Source organism: Faecalicatena faecalis, assembly GCF_012524165.2.
In the GTDB taxonomy this organism is placed as follows: Bacteria; Bacillota; Clostridia; order Lachnospirales; family Lachnospiraceae; genus Faecalicatena_A; species Faecalicatena_A faecalis.
Window position 1 is genome coordinate 36,474 of sequence record NZ_JABACJ020000005.1, and the last position, 16,091, is coordinate 52,564.

Genomic DNA, 16,091 nt, shown 5'->3' on the forward strand with positions numbered 1-16,091 from the left:
ACTTATGGAAAAATATCAGATTTTATTTGTAGGAGAGTCCTGGTTTTTTACAACAACAGAGACAAAAGGAACAGACCAGTTCAGCATTGGGGGATACCAGACAGAGATTGGGCGGATCAGGGAATATATGTCAGAGTTTGCAGAACTTACCCATATCCCGGCCCATCGAATCAGTGAGGATTTCCCGGATACATGTAAGGGACTGGAAAAATATGATGTAGTCATGATCAGTGATGTGGGCGCAAACACATTTTTATTGCATCCCGACACGTTCTTTCGAAGTCAGCCGACTGTCAATAAGCTGGACTTGATCGAAAAATACGTAAGGATGGGCGGTGCCTTCGGTATGGCAGGCGGTTATATGACATTCATGGGAATCGAAGGAAAGGCACAGTATAAAAACACGGCAATCGAAAAAATCCTTCCGGTGACTATGAAAGAACAAGACGACAGAAGGGAATGCCCTCAGGGCTTCGCACCTAAAGTCGTTGATCGGACGCATCCCGCAGTGAAGGGACTGGACGGACAATGGCCCTTGCTCCTGGGATACAACGAAGTGCAGGCAAAGCCAGAGGGACAAGTATTACTGGCCTATGGGGACGCACCAATTCTGGTGACGGGCTCCTATGGAGAGGGTAAGACCTTTGCCTGGACAAGTGATTGTGCTCCGCACTGGATGCCGGATGAATTCTGCAGCCATGATTTGAACAAACGGATGTGGAAGCAGTTGTTCGGCTGGTGCTCTGGAAAAGATGTATGAGGATAAGGGCTGGTATCCCGGTTGGGAGGAGACAAAAGAGCTGTTGTCTCTTTTGGTGAAAACGGATACCTGCCAGCCATCAGGGAACGAGGAACAGCTTGTGAGGGTAATTCTGGGAAGATTGAAAGGAAGAGCGCAGTATGAAGTCATTCCTCACGACAAGTACCGCTCCTCTTTGATCATTCAAATACCTGGGGAATGTGCAAAGGGTGGCCTCGTGTTCGCAGGACATCTGGATACGGTCTCGTGTAAGGGGAATGGAAAATGGAAATATCCGCCCCATAGTGCTCATATCCAAGGAAAGAAATTGTATGGGCGCGGCGCCGCAGATATGAAGGGCGGTATCACAGCAATGCTTTTGGCGGCAGAGCATCTGCTGGACCAACAAGTGAGATTCACAAATCCAATCTATTTTTGCTTTACGGCAGACGAGGAGAACGAAGGAATCGGAGCATTGGCATTGTCCGGGCATCCATGGCTTCAAACGGCACAGGAATTAGTGATATGTGAGCCAACGGATATGGGGATAGGATGTTGTGAAAAGGGCGCATTATGGCTAGAACTGACAGTGAAAGGGGTATCTGCACATGCATCGTCACCGAAGAAGGGGGCAAATGCATTAGAATATGCGATGGAGTTGGTTCAAAAAATTAAGAATATAGTAGAAGAATGTGCGGCCCCACATCCTTATCTGGGTAGATCGACCGCAGCAGTAACAGGGATGCACGGCGGTATATCGATGAATGTAGTACCAGATATGGCAAAGGCAGTATTGGATATCAGGACTGTGCCGGGAAGTGATTCTAATGAAGAACTTTTCCAAAAAGTAAAACAGACAGCAGAGGAACTGCAGGTGAAGAACAGAGGCGTAGAAATAGAACTTAATGTCCGAAATGACCGTCCTGGACTCCAAAATCCACGAGATTGTGATATCGCAAAACGGATGTCATACATTCTAAAAAGGAACCAGAAGAGCTCCAAGTGCAAAGGGATTCCTTATTATACAGATGCATCCCAGCTCGTCCCGGCTCTCTTAATCCCGTTTTTGATTCTGGGACCGGGGAGGGAGGAACAGATGCATTGTATCGATGAGTATGTGGAGATAGACCAGATTCGGGAGGCAGCCAGAATTTATTCAGAGTATGCAGTGGAATATTGGGAAGAAAGAGGTGAGGCAGAATGTCACAGCGTTATATAGAAGCACGAGAGAAATATGGAAATATTGGAGTGGACACAGAGCAGGCGATTGAAAAATTACAAAGGATGGAAATCGCCATGCATTGCTGGCAGGGAGATGACTTAGGAGGATTTGATTTTGACGGGCCCTTATCCGGTGGAATCCAGGCCACAGGGAATTACCCAGGAAAGGCACGAAATGCAGAGGAGCTGATGAGGGACATCGATCAGGCATTTTCTTTGATACCAGGAAGTAAGCGGTTGAATCTGCATGCCAGCTATGCCATTTTTGAGGATGGTAAATGGGTGGATCGGGATTGCTTTCGGCCCGAACATTTTAGAAAATGGGTAGAATTTGCAAAAGAGAGAAAGATTGGGATTGATTTCAACCCCACCTTCTTTTCCCATCCAAAAGCAAAGCAGTTTACGTTATCGAGTACAGAAGAGGAAATTCGAAAATTCTGGATCCGACACGGACAGGCCTGTATCAGGATTGCAGAATATTTTGCCGAGGAGCTTGGAAAACCGTGTCTGGTAAATATCTGGATTCCTGATGGGTACAAGGATATACCGGCGGACCGGCTTGGCCCAAGGATGCGCCTGAAAGAATCTCTGGATGAAATCCTGTCAATGGATTATCATAAGGAGAAGGTGTTCGTAAGCCTGGAGTCTAAGGTATTTGGGATTGGACTGGAATCGTATACCGTGTGTTCCAGTGAATTCTGTATCAATTATGCCGCAGAAAAAGGAATTTTGGCATTAATGGATAATGGGCATTATCATCCGACAGAAACGGTGTCCGATAAAATATCCGCAATGCTGCCGTTCCACGAGCGGATGGCTCTGCATATCACGAGACCAGTAAGATGGGATTCAGACCATGTGGTACTGTTTGATGACGAGACAAAAGAGATCGCCAAAGAAATTGTACGTAATGATGCACTTGAGAGGATGTTCTTGTCCCTGGATTTCTTTGATGCCAGCATAAACAGAGTCGCAGCATGGATCGTTGGGATGCGCAGTGTCCAGAAAGCATTTTTGTATGCAATGCTGCAGCCAAATGAGGCATTAAAAGGATTGCAGGAGAAAGAGGATTTTACGAAACTGATGGTTTGGCAGGAAGAACAAAAATTCTATCCGTTTATGGATGTCTGGGAAGAGTTCTGTGTCAGGAATCAGGTCCCGGCGGGAGAAGAATGGCTGTCCGTGGTGGAGCAGTATGAAAAGGCTGTACAAAGCAGCAGAAGTGCAGAGTTATAAAAAAGAATATTAGACCAAAAACGTAAAAGAAGTCGGGAAATACAATCTTGGCGGTCACTGTAAAATACAAAAAAAGAGGGCAACAGCTATTTAGATGAAATTCTAAATAGCTGTTGCTTTTTAGAATGCAGCGTGATATGATGTATTTAGAAATAATTCTAAATAGATTTTTTATATTCCAATCGAAGAAAAGGGGGGAATGTAAATGAGCTTTGCGGAAACATTTAAGGCATTATCAGATCCGGTGCGGCGTGAGATTCTGGTACTGTTAAAGGATCAATCCATGTCCGCAGGTGAAATTGGCAGTCATTTTGATATGACGGGCGCAACAATTTCCTATCATCTTAATGTACTGAAGAAAGCTGATCTGGTATGGGAGACAAAAGTTAAGAATTTTGTGTATTATGAACTGAATACATCTGTAGTAGAAGAGATTATGCTGTGGCTGTCAGAATTGAAAGGAGATAAGTAACATGAAAGAGGAAGGTAAGTATCAGAAATATAAAAGTCAGATCATCATAACAAGTATCATCACACTTCTCCCCATGTTGGTGGGAATCCTGCTCTGGGATAAAATGCCGGATAAGGTAGCAGTACACTGGGGGACAGATAACCAGCCGAACGGATGGGCAAGCAAAAGTATTGCGGTGTTTGCAATGCCGTTTCTGCTTACTATAGTACAGGTTTTCTGTGTGATAATGACATTGAATGATCCAAAGAAGCAGAATATCAGTGCCAAGATGTTAAGGGTGGTCTTCTGGCTGGTTCCGATTGTTTCCTGGATCTGCTGTGGCATGACATATATATGGGCTGCCGGCATTACAGTCAACGTTGGGATGTTTGCCAGCCTGGCAATTGGTATCATCTTTATTGTTGTGGGGAACTATATTCCCAAAAGCAGGCAGAGCTACACAGTTGGGATTAAGCTTCCCTGGACCTTAGATAGTACGGAAAACTGGAACCGGACATCACGGTTTGCAGGGAAGCTGTGGATTGCAGCGGGCCTTTTATTCATTGTAGAAGGTTTCGTGCAATGGTATGGAGTGATACCTGCGATCATTGTTTTACTACTCATTCTTCCAACGGCATATTCCTTTATTCTTTATCAAAAAGGGGTATAAGCTCCGAAATGGCTCTGATTTTCGTTTCGGCATCCGGCACGTCCCCAAAGCCATACTCTGCGAATATGAACGGGATTCCGGCCTCCTTGCAGGCGTTGGAATCCCCCAGAGTATCACCTACGTATACCACATCCTTCAATCCGTTTTTTTCCATCAACTTTAAGATGGTCTGTCCTTTTGAAGTGTTCGTATCTCCAAAACACAGGTGGTCACGGATGAATGGTCCAAGTCCGGTTGTCTTTAAGAGAACTTCGATATAACCGCACTGGCAGTTGCTGACAATAAAGAGATCGGTCTTTTTTGAAAGCTCCTTTAAAGTTTCCTTTACGCCCTCATATAAAATCCCAGGTTTCGTTTCTAACAGTTTGTTTTCGTATTCGAAACAGATGTCTCCAAGACGCTGCTGTTCCTCTTTTGAGAGTTCTGGAAAAACAGCGTTGTACAATTCATCCATTGGCAGGCCAAACAGATTCTTTAACATGGCGCCGTTAATCCGGACCTCCAGGTCTGAATGTTCTGCGATAGCCTGGTTCCATGATTCTGCAACGGCCTCGGTAGAGTTCCATAATGTACCATCCACATCAAAAATAATTCCATCCTTCATATTGCACCTCTTCCTTTTCTTAAATAAAATTAGTAATCATAGGTCTGCAACTGTTCACAGGTACCCTGTGCACAGTTACGATTTCAGCCCATTTTAAATGCATCTTCGATGCATGGGGCTGAAATCCATCCGACTGTCAGCTCTGGCGCATAGCTTGACAGTAAGCGTCAAGCTTGCGAATGTACAGTAACATAGGTCTGACCGCTTTTTATGATAACATAAAAATAGCCTTTTAAAAAGAAAGATTTTAGTGTATACTCTAATATGATAATATCCGGGTAAAAAGGCCATACTTTTCATGAGAGCATGAAAAAGCATCGCTTTGTGCCCTGTTAAAACATGACAAAGAATCGCGGAGAATAAAAATGAGAGAAAAGATAGTATTGATAGATGGCCACAGTATTTTAAACAGGGCGTTCTATGGTGTACCGGATCTGACGAATTCAGAAGGGCTCCATACGAACGCTATTTATGGGTTTTTAAACATCTTGTTCAAGATTCTGGACGAGGAGAAGCCCCAGTATCTGACTGTGACGTTCGACGTGCATGCGCCGACCTTCAGGCATGAGATGTATGCAGAATATAAAGGGACGAGAAAACCGATGGTAGAGGAATTACGGCAGCAGGTTCCGGTGATCAAGGAAGTCCTTCAGGCAATGGATATCGAGATCATTGAGCAGGCTGGTCTGGAAGCGGATGACCTCTTAGGAACGATTTCCAGGACCTGTGAGGAAAAAGGGCTGGATGTTGCAATCATCTCTGGTGACAGGGACACCCTGCAGCTTGCGACGGAGCATGTAAAGATCAGGATTCCTAAGACAAAGCAGGGAAGGACCGAAGTGGAGGACTATTACGCTGCCGATGTAAAGGAAAAATATGGAGTGACCCCGACCGAATTTATTGATGTGAAAGCGTTGATGGGAGATGCATCGGATAATATCCCGGGTGTTCCGGGAGTTGGGGAAAAGACAGCAACAAAGATCATTACCGAATATGGTTCCATTGAGAATGCGTATGCCCATGCGGCAGAAATCAAGCCTCCGAGGGCGAGCAAGAATATTCAGGAGTATTGGGATCAGGCTTGCTTGAGCAAGACGCTTGCTACCATTAATACCCATGCAGAGATCGCATTCGATCTGGATGCGGCAAAGCATGGCAATCCATATACCAAGGAGGCACACGATTATTTCCAAAGGCTGCAATTCAAGAATCTGTTGAGCCGCTTTGATGTGGAGACTTCTGAGAATGAGGTAGAAGCTTTTTTCCATGAGATTACAGAGAAGAAGGAAGCGGAGAAGATTTTTGAGGAAGCAGGAAAATCTGAGACACTCGGGGCTGCACTCACGGAGGATAATGGGAACGTCCTGCCTTTATTTGCCCATCCGTCAGGCTACGGCAGACTGACGATCGCATATGGGAAATCCAAGGTATATTCGATTCCCTGTGGTCCTGATATGGAGATGGACTATCTCTTCGGAAAGCTTTGTGAACTGGCAGGAAAAGTAAAACATTTTTCTATGTTCGACCTGAAAAAATATTTGACGGTCGTACCGGATGCAAAGCCAGAGAATAGTTTTGATGTGACGGTGGCCGCATATCTTCTGAATCCACTGAAAAATGATTATGACTATGAAGATGTGGCGAGAGAGCAGTTGAATCTCATGATCGACGAGAAGGCAGAGCCAATGGTAAAAGCCTGCTATGAAGCATACACGGCCTATGCGGCCACAGGAATCCTGAAAGAAAAGATGCAGAAGCAGGGGATGTACCATCTTTTTACAGATATTGAGATGCCGCTCGTATTCACCTTATACGATATGGAGCAGGCAGGAATTAAGGTGGAGGCAGAAGCCTTGAAGTTCTATGGAGAACAACTGGGCGGACGCATCGTGGAACTGGAAAAGGAGATTTATGAGGAGGCTGGGGAGACATTCAATATCAATTCTCCCAAACAGTTAGGAGTCGTCCTCTTCGATCATATGCAGCTTCCAAATGGAAAGAAGACGAAGACCGGATATTCCACGGCAGCAGATGTTCTTGATAAGCTGGCTCCAGATTATCCGATCGTGGCAAAGATACTGGAATACAGACAGTTATCAAAACTGAAATCCACCTATGCGGATGGACTGGCTGTTTACATCGGGCCGGATGGAAGAATTCATGGGAAGTTCAATCAGACCATTACAGCGACAGGAAGGATCAGCAGCACCGAACCGAACCTGCAGAATATCCCGGTACGCATGGAGCTGGGACGTCTGATCAGGAAGGTCTTTGTGCCGAAGGAGGGCTGTGTCTTTATCGATGCGGATTATTCCCAGATCGAGCTGAGGATTCTGGCACACTGTTCTGGTGACGAGCAGTTGATCCAGGCATATAAAGAGGCAAGAGATATTCATCGGATGACTGCCTCACAGGTGTTCCATACACCGTTTGATGAAGTGACCGATCTACAGCGCAGGAATGCAAAGGCCGTCAATTTCGGAATCGTATACGGAATCAGTTCCTTCGGGCTGAGCCAGGATTTGAGTATCACGAGGAAAGAGGCAGCCCAGTATATTGAAAATTATTTTGAGACTTATCCGGGAATCAAACGTTTCCTGGATGATACTGTTGCACATGCCAAGGAAGAGGGATATGTAGTGACCTTATTCGGCAGAAGGAGACCTGTGCCGGAATTGAAATCAAGTAACTTCATGCAGAGGAACTTCGGGGAACGTGTGGCAATGAATGCACCGATTCAGGGATCTGCAGCAGATATCATGAAGATCGCAATGATCGGTGTGAATCAGGAATTAAAGGAAAAGGGCCTAAAGTCAAAACTGATTCTCCAGGTACACGATGAGCTTCTGATCGAGGCTTACGAGGATGAGGTGGAAGAAGTAAAGGAAATCCTGAAACGTCAGATGGAAGAGGCGGCAGATCTGGATGTGCCGCTGATCGTGGACATGCATACAGGAGAGAACTGGTACGAGGCGAAGTAAGATGAAGGTATTAGGAATTACAGGAGGCGTAGGCTCGGGGAAAAGTGAGGTCCTGCGCTGTCTGAAAGAAGAATATGGTGCCGTTGTCTGCCAGCTGGATGAGGTGGCAAAAGAGCTCCAGAAGCAGGGCGGTATCTGTTATGAGAAGATCGTAGACTATTTTGGGACAGGTATCGTAGGAGCAGATCAAGAGCTGGACAGACAGAAGCTGGCTGAGATCGTGTTCGAGGATGCGGGAAAAAGAAACATTTTAAATCAAATCGTCCACCCCGAGGTCAAGCGCTGGGTGGAGCAGGATATCGAAGAAAAGAGAAAAGAGAAAGTGCCGCTTTATGTGATTGAAGCGGCTCTTCTGCCGGAGGCGGGGTATGAGCATATCTGTTCAGAAATGTGGTATATCTACGCCTGCGAGGAGGTCAGAAGAGGGAGGCTGAAAGAATCCAGGGGATATTCCGATGAGAAGATTACCCATATGATTCACTCCCAGCCTTCGGAAGAACTTTTTAGAAATACATGTCAGAAAGTGATCGATAACAGTGGAACTTTTGAAGAGACAAAGAAACAAATAGGAGAGATTTTATGAGATTATGCAGCATTGCGAGCGGCAGCAGCGGGAACTGCATCTATGTAGGCAGTGACAGCACGCACCTGCTCGTGGATACAGGAATCAGTAAGAAGAAGATTGATGCAGGATTGAAGGAACTGGACGTCAAGGGAGAGGAATTGAATGGAATCCTGATTACCCACGAGCACTCGGACCATATCCAGGGGCTGGGTGTTTTCAGCAGGAAATATGAGGTTCCGATCTATGCCACACCAGGAACTATAGAGGGCATTAAGGGGTACGGACCGCTCGGTAAGATGCCGGAAGGACTCCTCAATCCGATTCATATAGATGAGAGCTTTACAGTGGGAGATATTACGATCGATCCATTTCGGATTTCTCATGATGCGAAGGAGCCGTCCGGTTACAGGATGAACTGCAAAGATAAATCTGTGGCGGTGGCAACGGATCTGGGAATCTATGACGAATATATTGTAAAAAAACTTCAGAAGCTCGATGCTGTGCTTCTGGAAGCGAACCATGATATACATATGCTGGAGGTCGGTTCTTACCCCTATTATTTAAAGCGCAGAGTCATGGGAGATAAGGGGCATTTATCAAACGAATTGTCAGGACGGCTTCTTTGTGATATACTACATGATAATTTGAAGCACATCGTGCTTGGCCATCTCAGCAAGGAGAATAATTATGCGAAGCTTGCATATGAGACAGTGAAGCTGGAAGTAACTCTTGGCGATAACGATTACAAAGGGGAAGACCTTAATATGGCTGTCGCGAACCGGGATGTGATTTCAGAGATAATTACCGTTTAGATACTTAGGAGGAAGAAAGAATGAAGAAATGTATTGTAACAGTGTTGGGAAAAGACACCGTAGGGATCACTGCAAAAGTATGTACCTATCTGGCCAATCATAACATCAATATTCTGGACATTTCCCAGACCATCATTCAGGGATATTTCAATATGATGATGATCGTGGATGTGACGAGCCTGGAAAAAGATTTTAAACTGGTATGTGATGAGATGGAAGCACTTGGTGAAGAGATCGGCGTAAATATCCGCTGCCAGAGAGAAGAAATCTTTGAGAAGATGCACCGGCTGTAAGCAAAACTGTAGTATGACTGGAAGGCGAGGATAAATGCTATGATTAATATGTACGAAGTGTCAGAGACCAATAAGATGATTGAGCAGGAGAACTTAGATGTCCGCACCATTACACTGGGTATCAGCCTGCTTGACTGTATTGATTCTGATCTTGAGGAACTGAACCGTAAGATTTATGAGAAAATCACCAGACTGGCAAAGAATTTGGTCTCAACAGGCAATGACATTGAACGTGAATTCGGAATTCCGATTGTAAATAAACGAATTTCCATCACCCCGATCGCATTGGTCGGAGGTGCGGCCTGCAAAAGCCCGGAGGATTTTGTGACGATTGCGCAGACGCTGGACCGCGCGGCTAAGGAAGTGGGAGTCAACTTTATCGGGGGATATTCCGCATTGGTATCCAAGGGGATGACAAAGAGTGATGAGTACTTGATCCGCTCCATCCCGCAGGCACTGGCAGTGACCGAGCGAATCTGCAGTTCCGTCAATGTAGGCTCCACGAAGACCGGAATCAACATGGATGCCGTGCGTTTATGTGGACAGATTGTGAAGGACACAGCAGAGGCGACGAAGGACAATGATTCTCTTGGCTGTGCAAAGCTTGTTATTTTCTGCAATGCGCCGGATGATAATCCGTTCATGGCAGGTGCATTCCTGGGCGTGACAGAGGCGGACGCGGTGATCAATGTGGGCGTCAGCGGACCGGGAGTCGTTAAAAAGGCGCTGGAAAAGGTTCGAGGCAAAGGATTCAAAGAGCTCTGCGAGACCATTAAGAAGACGGCATTCAAGGTGACCCGTGTCGGACAGCTTGTGGCGGGGGAAGCCTCTAAGAGACTGGGGGTTCCATTCGGAATCGTCGATCTGTCTTTAGCGCCGACTCCGTCTGTGGGAGATAGTGTTGCAGAAATCCTGGAAGAAATCGGACTGGAAAGGGTCGGTGCTCCGGGTACAACGGCGGCACTGGCTATGCTCAATGACCAGGTGAAGAAGGGCGGTGTGATGGCATCTTCTTATGTCGGAGGATTGAGCGGTGCATTCATACCGGTCAGCGAGGACCAGGGAATGATCGATGCAGTAAATGCAGGTTCACTGACTCTGGAGAAGTTAGAGGCCATGACCTGCGTATGCTCCGTTGGACTGGATATGATTGCGATTCCAGGCAAGACGACGGCGGCTACTATTTCCGGTATTATTGCGGATGAGATGGCGATCGGTATGGTCAATCAAAAAACAACGGCAGTACGTCTGATTCCGGTCATCGGGAAGGACGTTGGAGATACGGCTGAATTCGGAGGCTTACTTGGATATGCTCCGATCATGCCGGTCAATGAATTTAGCTGTGATGAATTTATCAGAAGGGAAGGTAGAATCCCTGCTCCGATTCACAGCTTTAAAAACTAAAACAGGGGAAAGATGTATGAAAAAAATTGCGATTGTAACAGACAGTAACAGCGGAATTACGCAGAAACAAGGAAAAGAATTGGGGATTTCTGTTGTGCCGATGCCATTTTTCATCGATGGGGCATTGTTTCTGGAAGATATTACCTTAACACAGGAAGAGTTTTATCAGAAATTAGGAGAGGATTCTGATATCTCTACATCCCAGCCGGCACCGGGGGATATATTAGATCTGTGGGATCAATTATTAAAGGAATACGATGAGGTAGTTCATATCCCGATGTCCAGCGGGCTGAGCGGAAGCTGCGAGACGGCGGTGACCCTTTCCCATGAGTACGAAGGAAAGGTGCAGGTCGTAGATAACCAGAGGATTTCTGTCACTCAGGTTCAGTCTGTTCTGGATGCAATCAAATTAAGAGACGAAGGAAAGTCTGCCCTCGAGATCAAAGAGATTCTGGAGAAGGAAAAAAAGGAAGCAAGTATCTATATCACAGTGGATACTCTGAAATACCTGAAAAAGGGAGGCAGGATCACCCCGGCTGCTGCTGCGCTTGGTACTGTCTTAAATCTCAAGCCTGTGCTGCAGATTCAGGGAGAAAAGCTGGATGCATTTTCTAAGGTGCGCGGCTGGAAGGCTGCAAAGAGAACCATGTTAAAGGCTATCGAGACAGATTTAAAGGAACGCTTTGAGGGAAAAGAGGACCAGATGGTATTGGGAATGGCATATACGTGCAGCAAAGAGGAAGCACAGGAGTGGAAACAGGAAATAAAGGACAAGTTCCCGCAGTATGAGATTCTGGAGGGACCACTTTCTCTCAGTGTCGCTTGTCATATCGGCCCGGGGGCGATGGCAGTCACCTGTATGAAAAAGCTGTAGAAGAAAGAAGTAAATAAAAGAGCACAAAAGGCGGCAGAGTTGTCATTTACATCTGCCGCTATTTTAGGTGGCGTCCTGGATTTGAGTCAAACCTTTAGGAGCATTTGACTGTATTCGTTCTGGAACGCAGTCTTATATTTATCCGTGATGACGGATTTGTACAGATTCGAGGCAAGAATATCGTGGTTCAGCATCTTTTTGCCCGCATCCGGGATGTCTTCTGTCTGATAGAGGCTTGTAACCAGCGGCAGGATGCCGTTTTTGGTCACGCTTCCTAAGAGCTTTTCCCGGTCTTTGCGGAATCCCAGCAGACGGGCATAGTAGTGGTAACCACCGTCGATATATTCTTCCACATTCCTTTTCTTGATTCCCAGCATGATGTGCAGCAGTGCGCGGTTGATGCGCGTCTGGGTCATCTCCTTGGTCTTTAAGAGCTCACAGAACTGTTTATAATTGAAGAAATTATTTAACTGGCCGCTGATGCGGTTTGCCAGTTCTTCTGATACGTCCAGATAACGGGTCAGGTCCTGGGCTGATTTGTTTAAAAGTTTATACTTCATGAGCAGAGAAAAATCATTCTGGTAGACGGGATACATCACATGATGATAGTCTTTTAACAGTTCAAGACAACAGGATGGGACCTGGTCCTCCAGTTCATTGAGGATGTTGGAAAAGTGTGTGTTCTCAAAGGTACCGCCGTCGTATTGGGTACTCAGCGCCGAGCTTGAGTAGGCAAGCAGAGAGCGGATAGCAGAGGCAGAGCTGTAATGATCCTGTAATTCTGTATCATGGTAGTGGGACTCCTCGCGCCGGATGGTATACGGGTGGATGGAGCTGTCCAGTTTCTTAAGTGCTTTTAGGTATTCGATGCCAAGAATGTTATTCGGATCGCTGAGCAGCAAAGCGTGCTTAGGGCTGTTCATGTACGAAGTAAGCGCCTTCTGTCTTGCGGCTGGGAATGAAAGGCCGTTCTTGATATGTGTCTGTAGAAGCTGTCTATATTCTTCTGGCTCCTCGCAGAGGATATCTGCCACGGCTTTGAGTCCATCCAGGTCGTTGCATTCGCTGCCAAAGCAGATAGAGTCTACGATGCCCAGACTGTCCAAAAAAGAGACTGCCCCCATGGCGAAGAGTTCTGCGCTCCCGGTGGAATAGCAGACCGGAAGCTCGAATACAGCACCGGCTCCGCATCTTAATGCCATCTCAGCACGAAGATATTTGGGCATGATCGCTGGTGTGCCTCTCTGGACGTAATCTCCACTCATAACAACGATGGCAGTATCGGCACCGGTGATTTCCTTTGATTTTTCGATATGATACTGGTGACCATTGTGAAATGGATTATATTCTGCGATTAAACCGACAATTTTCATAAGAATCTCCTTGTATATCAATTTGTTAACCATTATACTATAAAATAGCGGGATATTGTAGGGATAGTTTGGTTTATAATCTGTGATTTTGGTAAAATATTAAAGAGAGACAATTGTAATATAGTTTAGAATAAGACAAAAGAGGGTGTGTGGCATGGAAAATGAGATCATATTTGAACTGCTTGAACAGCGGAAATTTAAAGAACTGAAAGAAGAACTGGAGACCATGCATCCTGTTGATATTGTAGAGATGCTTGAAGAGTGTGACCAGAAACAGCAGATGCTGATCTTCCGGCTTCTTGCCAAGGAAGAGGCGGCGGAAGTTTTTACGGACATGAACAGTGATATGCGTGAGAACCTGATCAATGCGTTGACAGATTCCGAGCTGGAAGAGGTCATGGACGAGATGTATGTCGATGATACAGTCGACGTTCTCGAAGAGATGCCGGCCAATGTGGTGGACCGTCTCTTAATGGCCACGGATGAGGAGACGCGCAGGAAGATCAATGTGTTATTGCAGTATCCAGAAGACAGCGCTGCAAGTATTATGAATGTGGATTATATCAGTCTGCGCAGAGAGATGACAGTCGCGGAGGCGATTTTGAAGATCCGCCAGGTCGGTATTAATAAAGAAACAATCTACACGTGTTATGTTACAGAGAAGAAGAAGCTGATCGGAGCCGTAGATGTCAAGGATCTGCTCACGGCCGGGGAATCCAGGCTGATAGAAGAAATCATGGATGAGAATGTCATGTGCGCCAAGACTCTGGATGACAAGGAGGATGTGGCGACGACGATCAAGAAGTATGGACTCGTCGCGATTCCCATCATCGATCATGAGAACTGTCTGGTCGGTATCGTAACTGTTGATGACGCGATGTTCGTATTGCAGGATGAGACTACAGAAGATATCAGTATCATGGCCGGTGTCAGCCCGAACGAGGATTCCTACTTTGGAACTTCAGTCCTAAAGCATGCGAAGAACCGAAGCCTTTGGCTGATGCTGCTCATGCTCTCGGCCACCGTGACCGGAGAAATTCTGGGCCACTATGAGGAGGCTATGGCAGTCATGCCGGTCCTGATTACGTTCATTCCTATGCTGATGGGAACAGGAGGTAACTGTGGTTCACAGAGTTCCACCTTGATCATTCGCGGACTGGCAGTCGGAGAGATTCAGTTCAAGGACATCTTCCGTGTCATTTTCAAAGAGATTCGCGTAGCCGTTGTTGTAAGCTGTCTGCTGGCAATTGTGAACGGAATTCGAATCTACATCATGTACGATCAGAACCTTACGCTGGCCTTTGCCTTGGGGCTTACTATGATGGCCGTTGTCGTGATGGCAAAATGTATCGGATGTACCTTGCCGCTCCTTGCAAAAAAGCTGGGACTGGATCCCGCAATTATGGCGGCACCGCTCATTACGACGATACTCGACACTTGTACCATATTGGTCTATTTTAACATTGTGACTGCGATTTTCCACTTATAAAAACAAACGGAAAATACTGCGAAGATGTGGATGGGGCGATTTTTGCTCCATGCCCGCCCGTCGCAGTATTTTTTTGACCATAAATCTAAGCCGCTGTTCACACACCATTCGCCAAACCATGCCCTATTCGTTATTGTTCACAGTCCACTTCACCTACATGCGCAAAAGCAGCCAGCAGAGCTGTCTAATCCATCTGCTGACTTCTATCTGACTGTGAACAGTAACCCTTATTCAAATTGTATTAAAAAATACACACGTTATCTACTTGTATACAAAATTCCTTTGAGTTATAATAAAACAAGTGAGAAAATATGAAAGGTGGCTTTAAATCATGGGATTTATTGATGAAATCAAAGCAAGAGCAAAATCTGATAAGAAGACAATTGTCCTTCCAGAGACAGAAGACGTAAGGACTTACAAGGCTGCAGAGGCAGTTTTGAAGGAAGGGACAGCAGACCTGATCCTGGTAGGAAGCAAGGATGAGATCGAGAAGAATGGTGCAGGATATGACATTTCTGGTGCTACGATCGTTGATCCGGCTACAAGCGATAAGACAGAAGCTTATATCGCGAAGTTAGTAGAATTAAGACAGAAAAAGGGAATGACAGAAGAGCAGGCCAGAGAGATCCTTCTGACGAACTATTTATACTACGGTGTGATGATGGTGAAGATGGGAGACGCAGATGGAATGGTTTCTGGAGCATGCCACTCTACAGCAGATACCCTTCGTCCATGTCTGCAGATCTTAAAGACAAAACCAGGAACAAAGCTTGTTTCTGCATTCTTTGTCATGGTAGTGCCGGACTGCGATATGGGAGCAGACGGAACATTTATCTTTGGAGATTCAGGACTCGAGCAGAATCCAGATCCAGAGAAGCTTGCTAACATCGCTGTTTCCTCAGCAGAGTCCTTTAAGACACTGACAGGAAAAGAGCCGATCGTAGCAATGCTTTCACATTCCACAAAGGGAAGTGCAAAGCATGCAGATGTTGACAAGGTTGTAGAGGCAACAAAGATCGCAAAAGAACTGGCACCTGAGTTAAAGCTGGATGGAGAACTGCAGTTAGATGCGGCAATCGTTCCATCTGTAGGAGAGTCAAAGGCTCCGGGAAGCCCGGTTGCAGGACATGCCAACGTACTGATCTTCCCAGATCTGGATGCAGGAAATATCGGATACAAGCTGGTTCAAAGACTGGCAAAAGCAGAAGCTTACGGACCGCTTACACAGGGAATTGCAGCTCCTGTCAATGATTTGTCACGTGGATGCAGCGCAGAGGATATCGAAGGCGTTGTTGCAATCACAGCAGTGCAGGCACAGGCACAATAATAAATCGGATGATGTTATAAAGAGGCAAAAAAGCCCCTTATATCATACAATT

15 protein-coding genes are annotated in these 16,091 nt (G+C 46.0%); 13 read left to right on the plus strand and 2 right to left on the minus strand.

Annotated elements, in window-relative coordinates; genetic code table 11:
• Positions 1-4: 4 nt before the first annotated feature.
• The 5 genes from HGO97_RS07160 (at position 5) to HGO97_RS07180 (ending at position 4,317) form a co-directional block, all read left to right on the plus strand.
• On the plus strand, positions 5-760 hold the full coding sequence (locus tag HGO97_RS07160; RefSeq protein WP_216240633.1) for a glutamine amidotransferase: 756 nt from the start codon (positions 5-7) through the stop codon (positions 758-760).
• Positions 753-1,958: a M20 family metallopeptidase gene (locus tag HGO97_RS07165; RefSeq protein WP_216240634.1), complete on the plus strand. Its 1,206-nt coding sequence runs from the start codon at positions 753-755 to the stop codon at positions 1,956-1,958. The genes HGO97_RS07160 and HGO97_RS07165 overlap by 8 nt, the downstream gene beginning before the upstream one ends.
• Positions 1,940-3,196: an L-rhamnose isomerase gene (locus HGO97_RS07170; protein WP_216240635.1), complete on the plus strand. Its 1,257-nt coding sequence runs from the start codon at positions 1,940-1,942 to the stop codon at positions 3,194-3,196. The genes HGO97_RS07165 and HGO97_RS07170 overlap by 19 nt, the downstream gene beginning before the upstream one ends.
• 205 nt (positions 3,197-3,401) lie before the next feature.
• Positions 3,402-3,668 (plus strand): autorepressor SdpR family transcription factor, encoded by a 267-nt coding sequence (locus HGO97_RS07175; RefSeq protein WP_216240636.1) that lies wholly within the window; start codon positions 3,402-3,404, stop codon positions 3,666-3,668.
• 1 nt (position 3,669) lies between these two features.
• Positions 3,670-4,317, plus strand: coding sequence for an SdpI family protein (locus tag HGO97_RS07180; protein ID WP_216240637.1), 648 nt, complete (start codon positions 3,670-3,672; stop codon positions 4,315-4,317).
• On the opposite strand, the gene HGO97_RS07185 is transcribed toward HGO97_RS07180, so the two are convergent.
• Positions 4,292-4,921, minus strand: coding sequence for an HAD family hydrolase (locus tag HGO97_RS07185; protein WP_216240638.1), 630 nt, complete (start codon positions 4,919-4,921; stop codon positions 4,292-4,294). The two genes, HGO97_RS07180 and HGO97_RS07185, sit on opposite strands and share 26 nt — an antisense overlap.
• A 365-nt stretch (positions 4,922-5,286) precedes the next feature.
• Between HGO97_RS07185 and polA the strand changes: the two genes are divergently transcribed.
• The 6 genes from polA to HGO97_RS07215 are packed head-to-tail and all read left to right on the plus strand — an operon-like array spanning position 5,287 to position 11,850.
• Positions 5,287-7,902 carry a DNA polymerase I gene (gene polA / locus HGO97_RS07190; protein WP_216240639.1) on the plus strand — a complete coding sequence of 872 codons (2,616 nt, stop codon included), beginning with the start codon at positions 5,287-5,289 and terminating at the stop codon, positions 7,900-7,902.
• Between the two features lies 1 nt (position 7,903).
• On the plus strand, positions 7,904-8,485 hold the full coding sequence (gene coaE, locus HGO97_RS07195; RefSeq protein ID WP_216240640.1) for a dephospho-CoA kinase: 582 nt from the start codon (positions 7,904-7,906) through the stop codon (positions 8,483-8,485).
• Positions 8,482-9,279, plus strand: coding sequence for an MBL fold metallo-hydrolase (locus HGO97_RS07200; RefSeq protein ID WP_216240641.1), 798 nt, complete (start codon positions 8,482-8,484; stop codon positions 9,277-9,279). Before coaE ends, HGO97_RS07200 begins: the two co-directional genes overlap by 4 nt.
• Before the next feature lie 20 nt (positions 9,280-9,299).
• Positions 9,300-9,572, plus strand: coding sequence for an ACT domain-containing protein (locus tag HGO97_RS07205; protein ID WP_216240642.1), 273 nt, complete (start codon positions 9,300-9,302; stop codon positions 9,570-9,572).
• 39 nt (positions 9,573-9,611) lie between these two features.
• Positions 9,612-10,976: a PFL family protein gene (locus HGO97_RS07210; protein WP_216240643.1), complete on the plus strand. Its 1,365-nt coding sequence runs from the start codon at positions 9,612-9,614 to the stop codon at positions 10,974-10,976.
• Between the two features lie 16 nt (positions 10,977-10,992).
• Complete coding sequence (locus tag HGO97_RS07215) at positions 10,993-11,850, plus strand: DegV family protein (protein WP_216240644.1); 858 nt, start codon at positions 10,993-10,995, stop codon at positions 11,848-11,850.
• Positions 11,851-11,936: 86 nt separating this feature from the next.
• Here HGO97_RS07215 and HGO97_RS07220 read toward each other — a convergent pair whose 3' ends face one another.
• Positions 11,937-13,223: a nucleotidyltransferase gene (locus tag HGO97_RS07220; RefSeq protein WP_216240645.1), complete on the minus strand. Its 1,287-nt coding sequence runs from the start codon at positions 13,221-13,223 to the stop codon at positions 11,937-11,939.
• 154 nt (positions 13,224-13,377) lie between these two features.
• Here HGO97_RS07220 and mgtE point away from each other — a divergent pair, with 154 nt between their 5' ends.
• Both mgtE and pta read left to right on the plus strand, forming a co-directional pair.
• Positions 13,378-14,712, plus strand: a complete 1,335-nt coding sequence (mgtE, locus tag HGO97_RS07225) for a magnesium transporter (RefSeq protein WP_216240646.1) — start codon at positions 13,378-13,380, stop codon at positions 14,710-14,712.
• 331 nt (positions 14,713-15,043) lie between these two features.
• Positions 15,044-16,039, plus strand: a complete 996-nt coding sequence (gene pta, locus HGO97_RS07230) for a phosphate acetyltransferase (protein ID WP_216240647.1) — start codon at positions 15,044-15,046, stop codon at positions 16,037-16,039.
• The last annotated feature ends 52 nt before the right edge of the window (positions 16,040-16,091 follow it).

Coding starts and splice junctions, on each gene's coding strand:
- HGO97_RS07175 (WP_216240636.1), top strand. CDS start 3,402: ATGAGCTTTGCGGAAACATTTAAGGCATTATCAGATCCGGTGCGGCGT.
- polA (WP_216240639.1), top strand. CDS start 5,287: ATGAGAGAAAAGATAGTATTGATAGATGGCCACAGTATTTTAAACAGG.
- HGO97_RS07205 (WP_216240642.1), top strand. CDS start 9,300: ATGAAGAAATGTATTGTAACAGTGTTGGGAAAAGACACCGTAGGGATC.
- HGO97_RS07215 (WP_216240644.1), top strand. CDS start 10,993: ATGAAAAAAATTGCGATTGTAACAGACAGTAACAGCGGAATTACGCAG.
- pta (WP_216240647.1), top strand. CDS start 15,044: ATGGGATTTATTGATGAAATCAAAGCAAGAGCAAAATCTGATAAGAAG.
- HGO97_RS07185 (WP_216240638.1), bottom strand. CDS start 4,921: ATGAAGGATGGAATTATTTTTGATGTGGATGGTACATTATGGAACTCT.
- mgtE (WP_216240646.1), top strand. CDS start 13,378: ATGGAAAATGAGATCATATTTGAACTGCTTGAACAGCGGAAATTTAAA.
- HGO97_RS07170 (WP_216240635.1), top strand. CDS start 1,940: ATGTCACAGCGTTATATAGAAGCACGAGAGAAATATGGAAATATTGGA.
- HGO97_RS07160 (WP_216240633.1), top strand. CDS start 5: ATGGAAAAATATCAGATTTTATTTGTAGGAGAGTCCTGGTTTTTTACA.
- coaE (WP_216240640.1), top strand. CDS start 7,904: ATGAAGGTATTAGGAATTACAGGAGGCGTAGGCTCGGGGAAAAGTGAG.
- HGO97_RS07220 (WP_216240645.1), bottom strand. CDS start 13,223: ATGAAAATTGTCGGTTTAATCGCAGAATATAATCCATTTCACAATGGT.
- HGO97_RS07210 (WP_216240643.1), top strand. CDS start 9,612: ATGATTAATATGTACGAAGTGTCAGAGACCAATAAGATGATTGAGCAG.
- HGO97_RS07180 (WP_216240637.1), top strand. CDS start 3,670: ATGAAAGAGGAAGGTAAGTATCAGAAATATAAAAGTCAGATCATCATA.
- HGO97_RS07200 (WP_216240641.1), top strand. CDS start 8,482: ATGAGATTATGCAGCATTGCGAGCGGCAGCAGCGGGAACTGCATCTAT.
- HGO97_RS07165 (WP_216240634.1), top strand. CDS start 753: ATGTATGAGGATAAGGGCTGGTATCCCGGTTGGGAGGAGACAAAAGAG.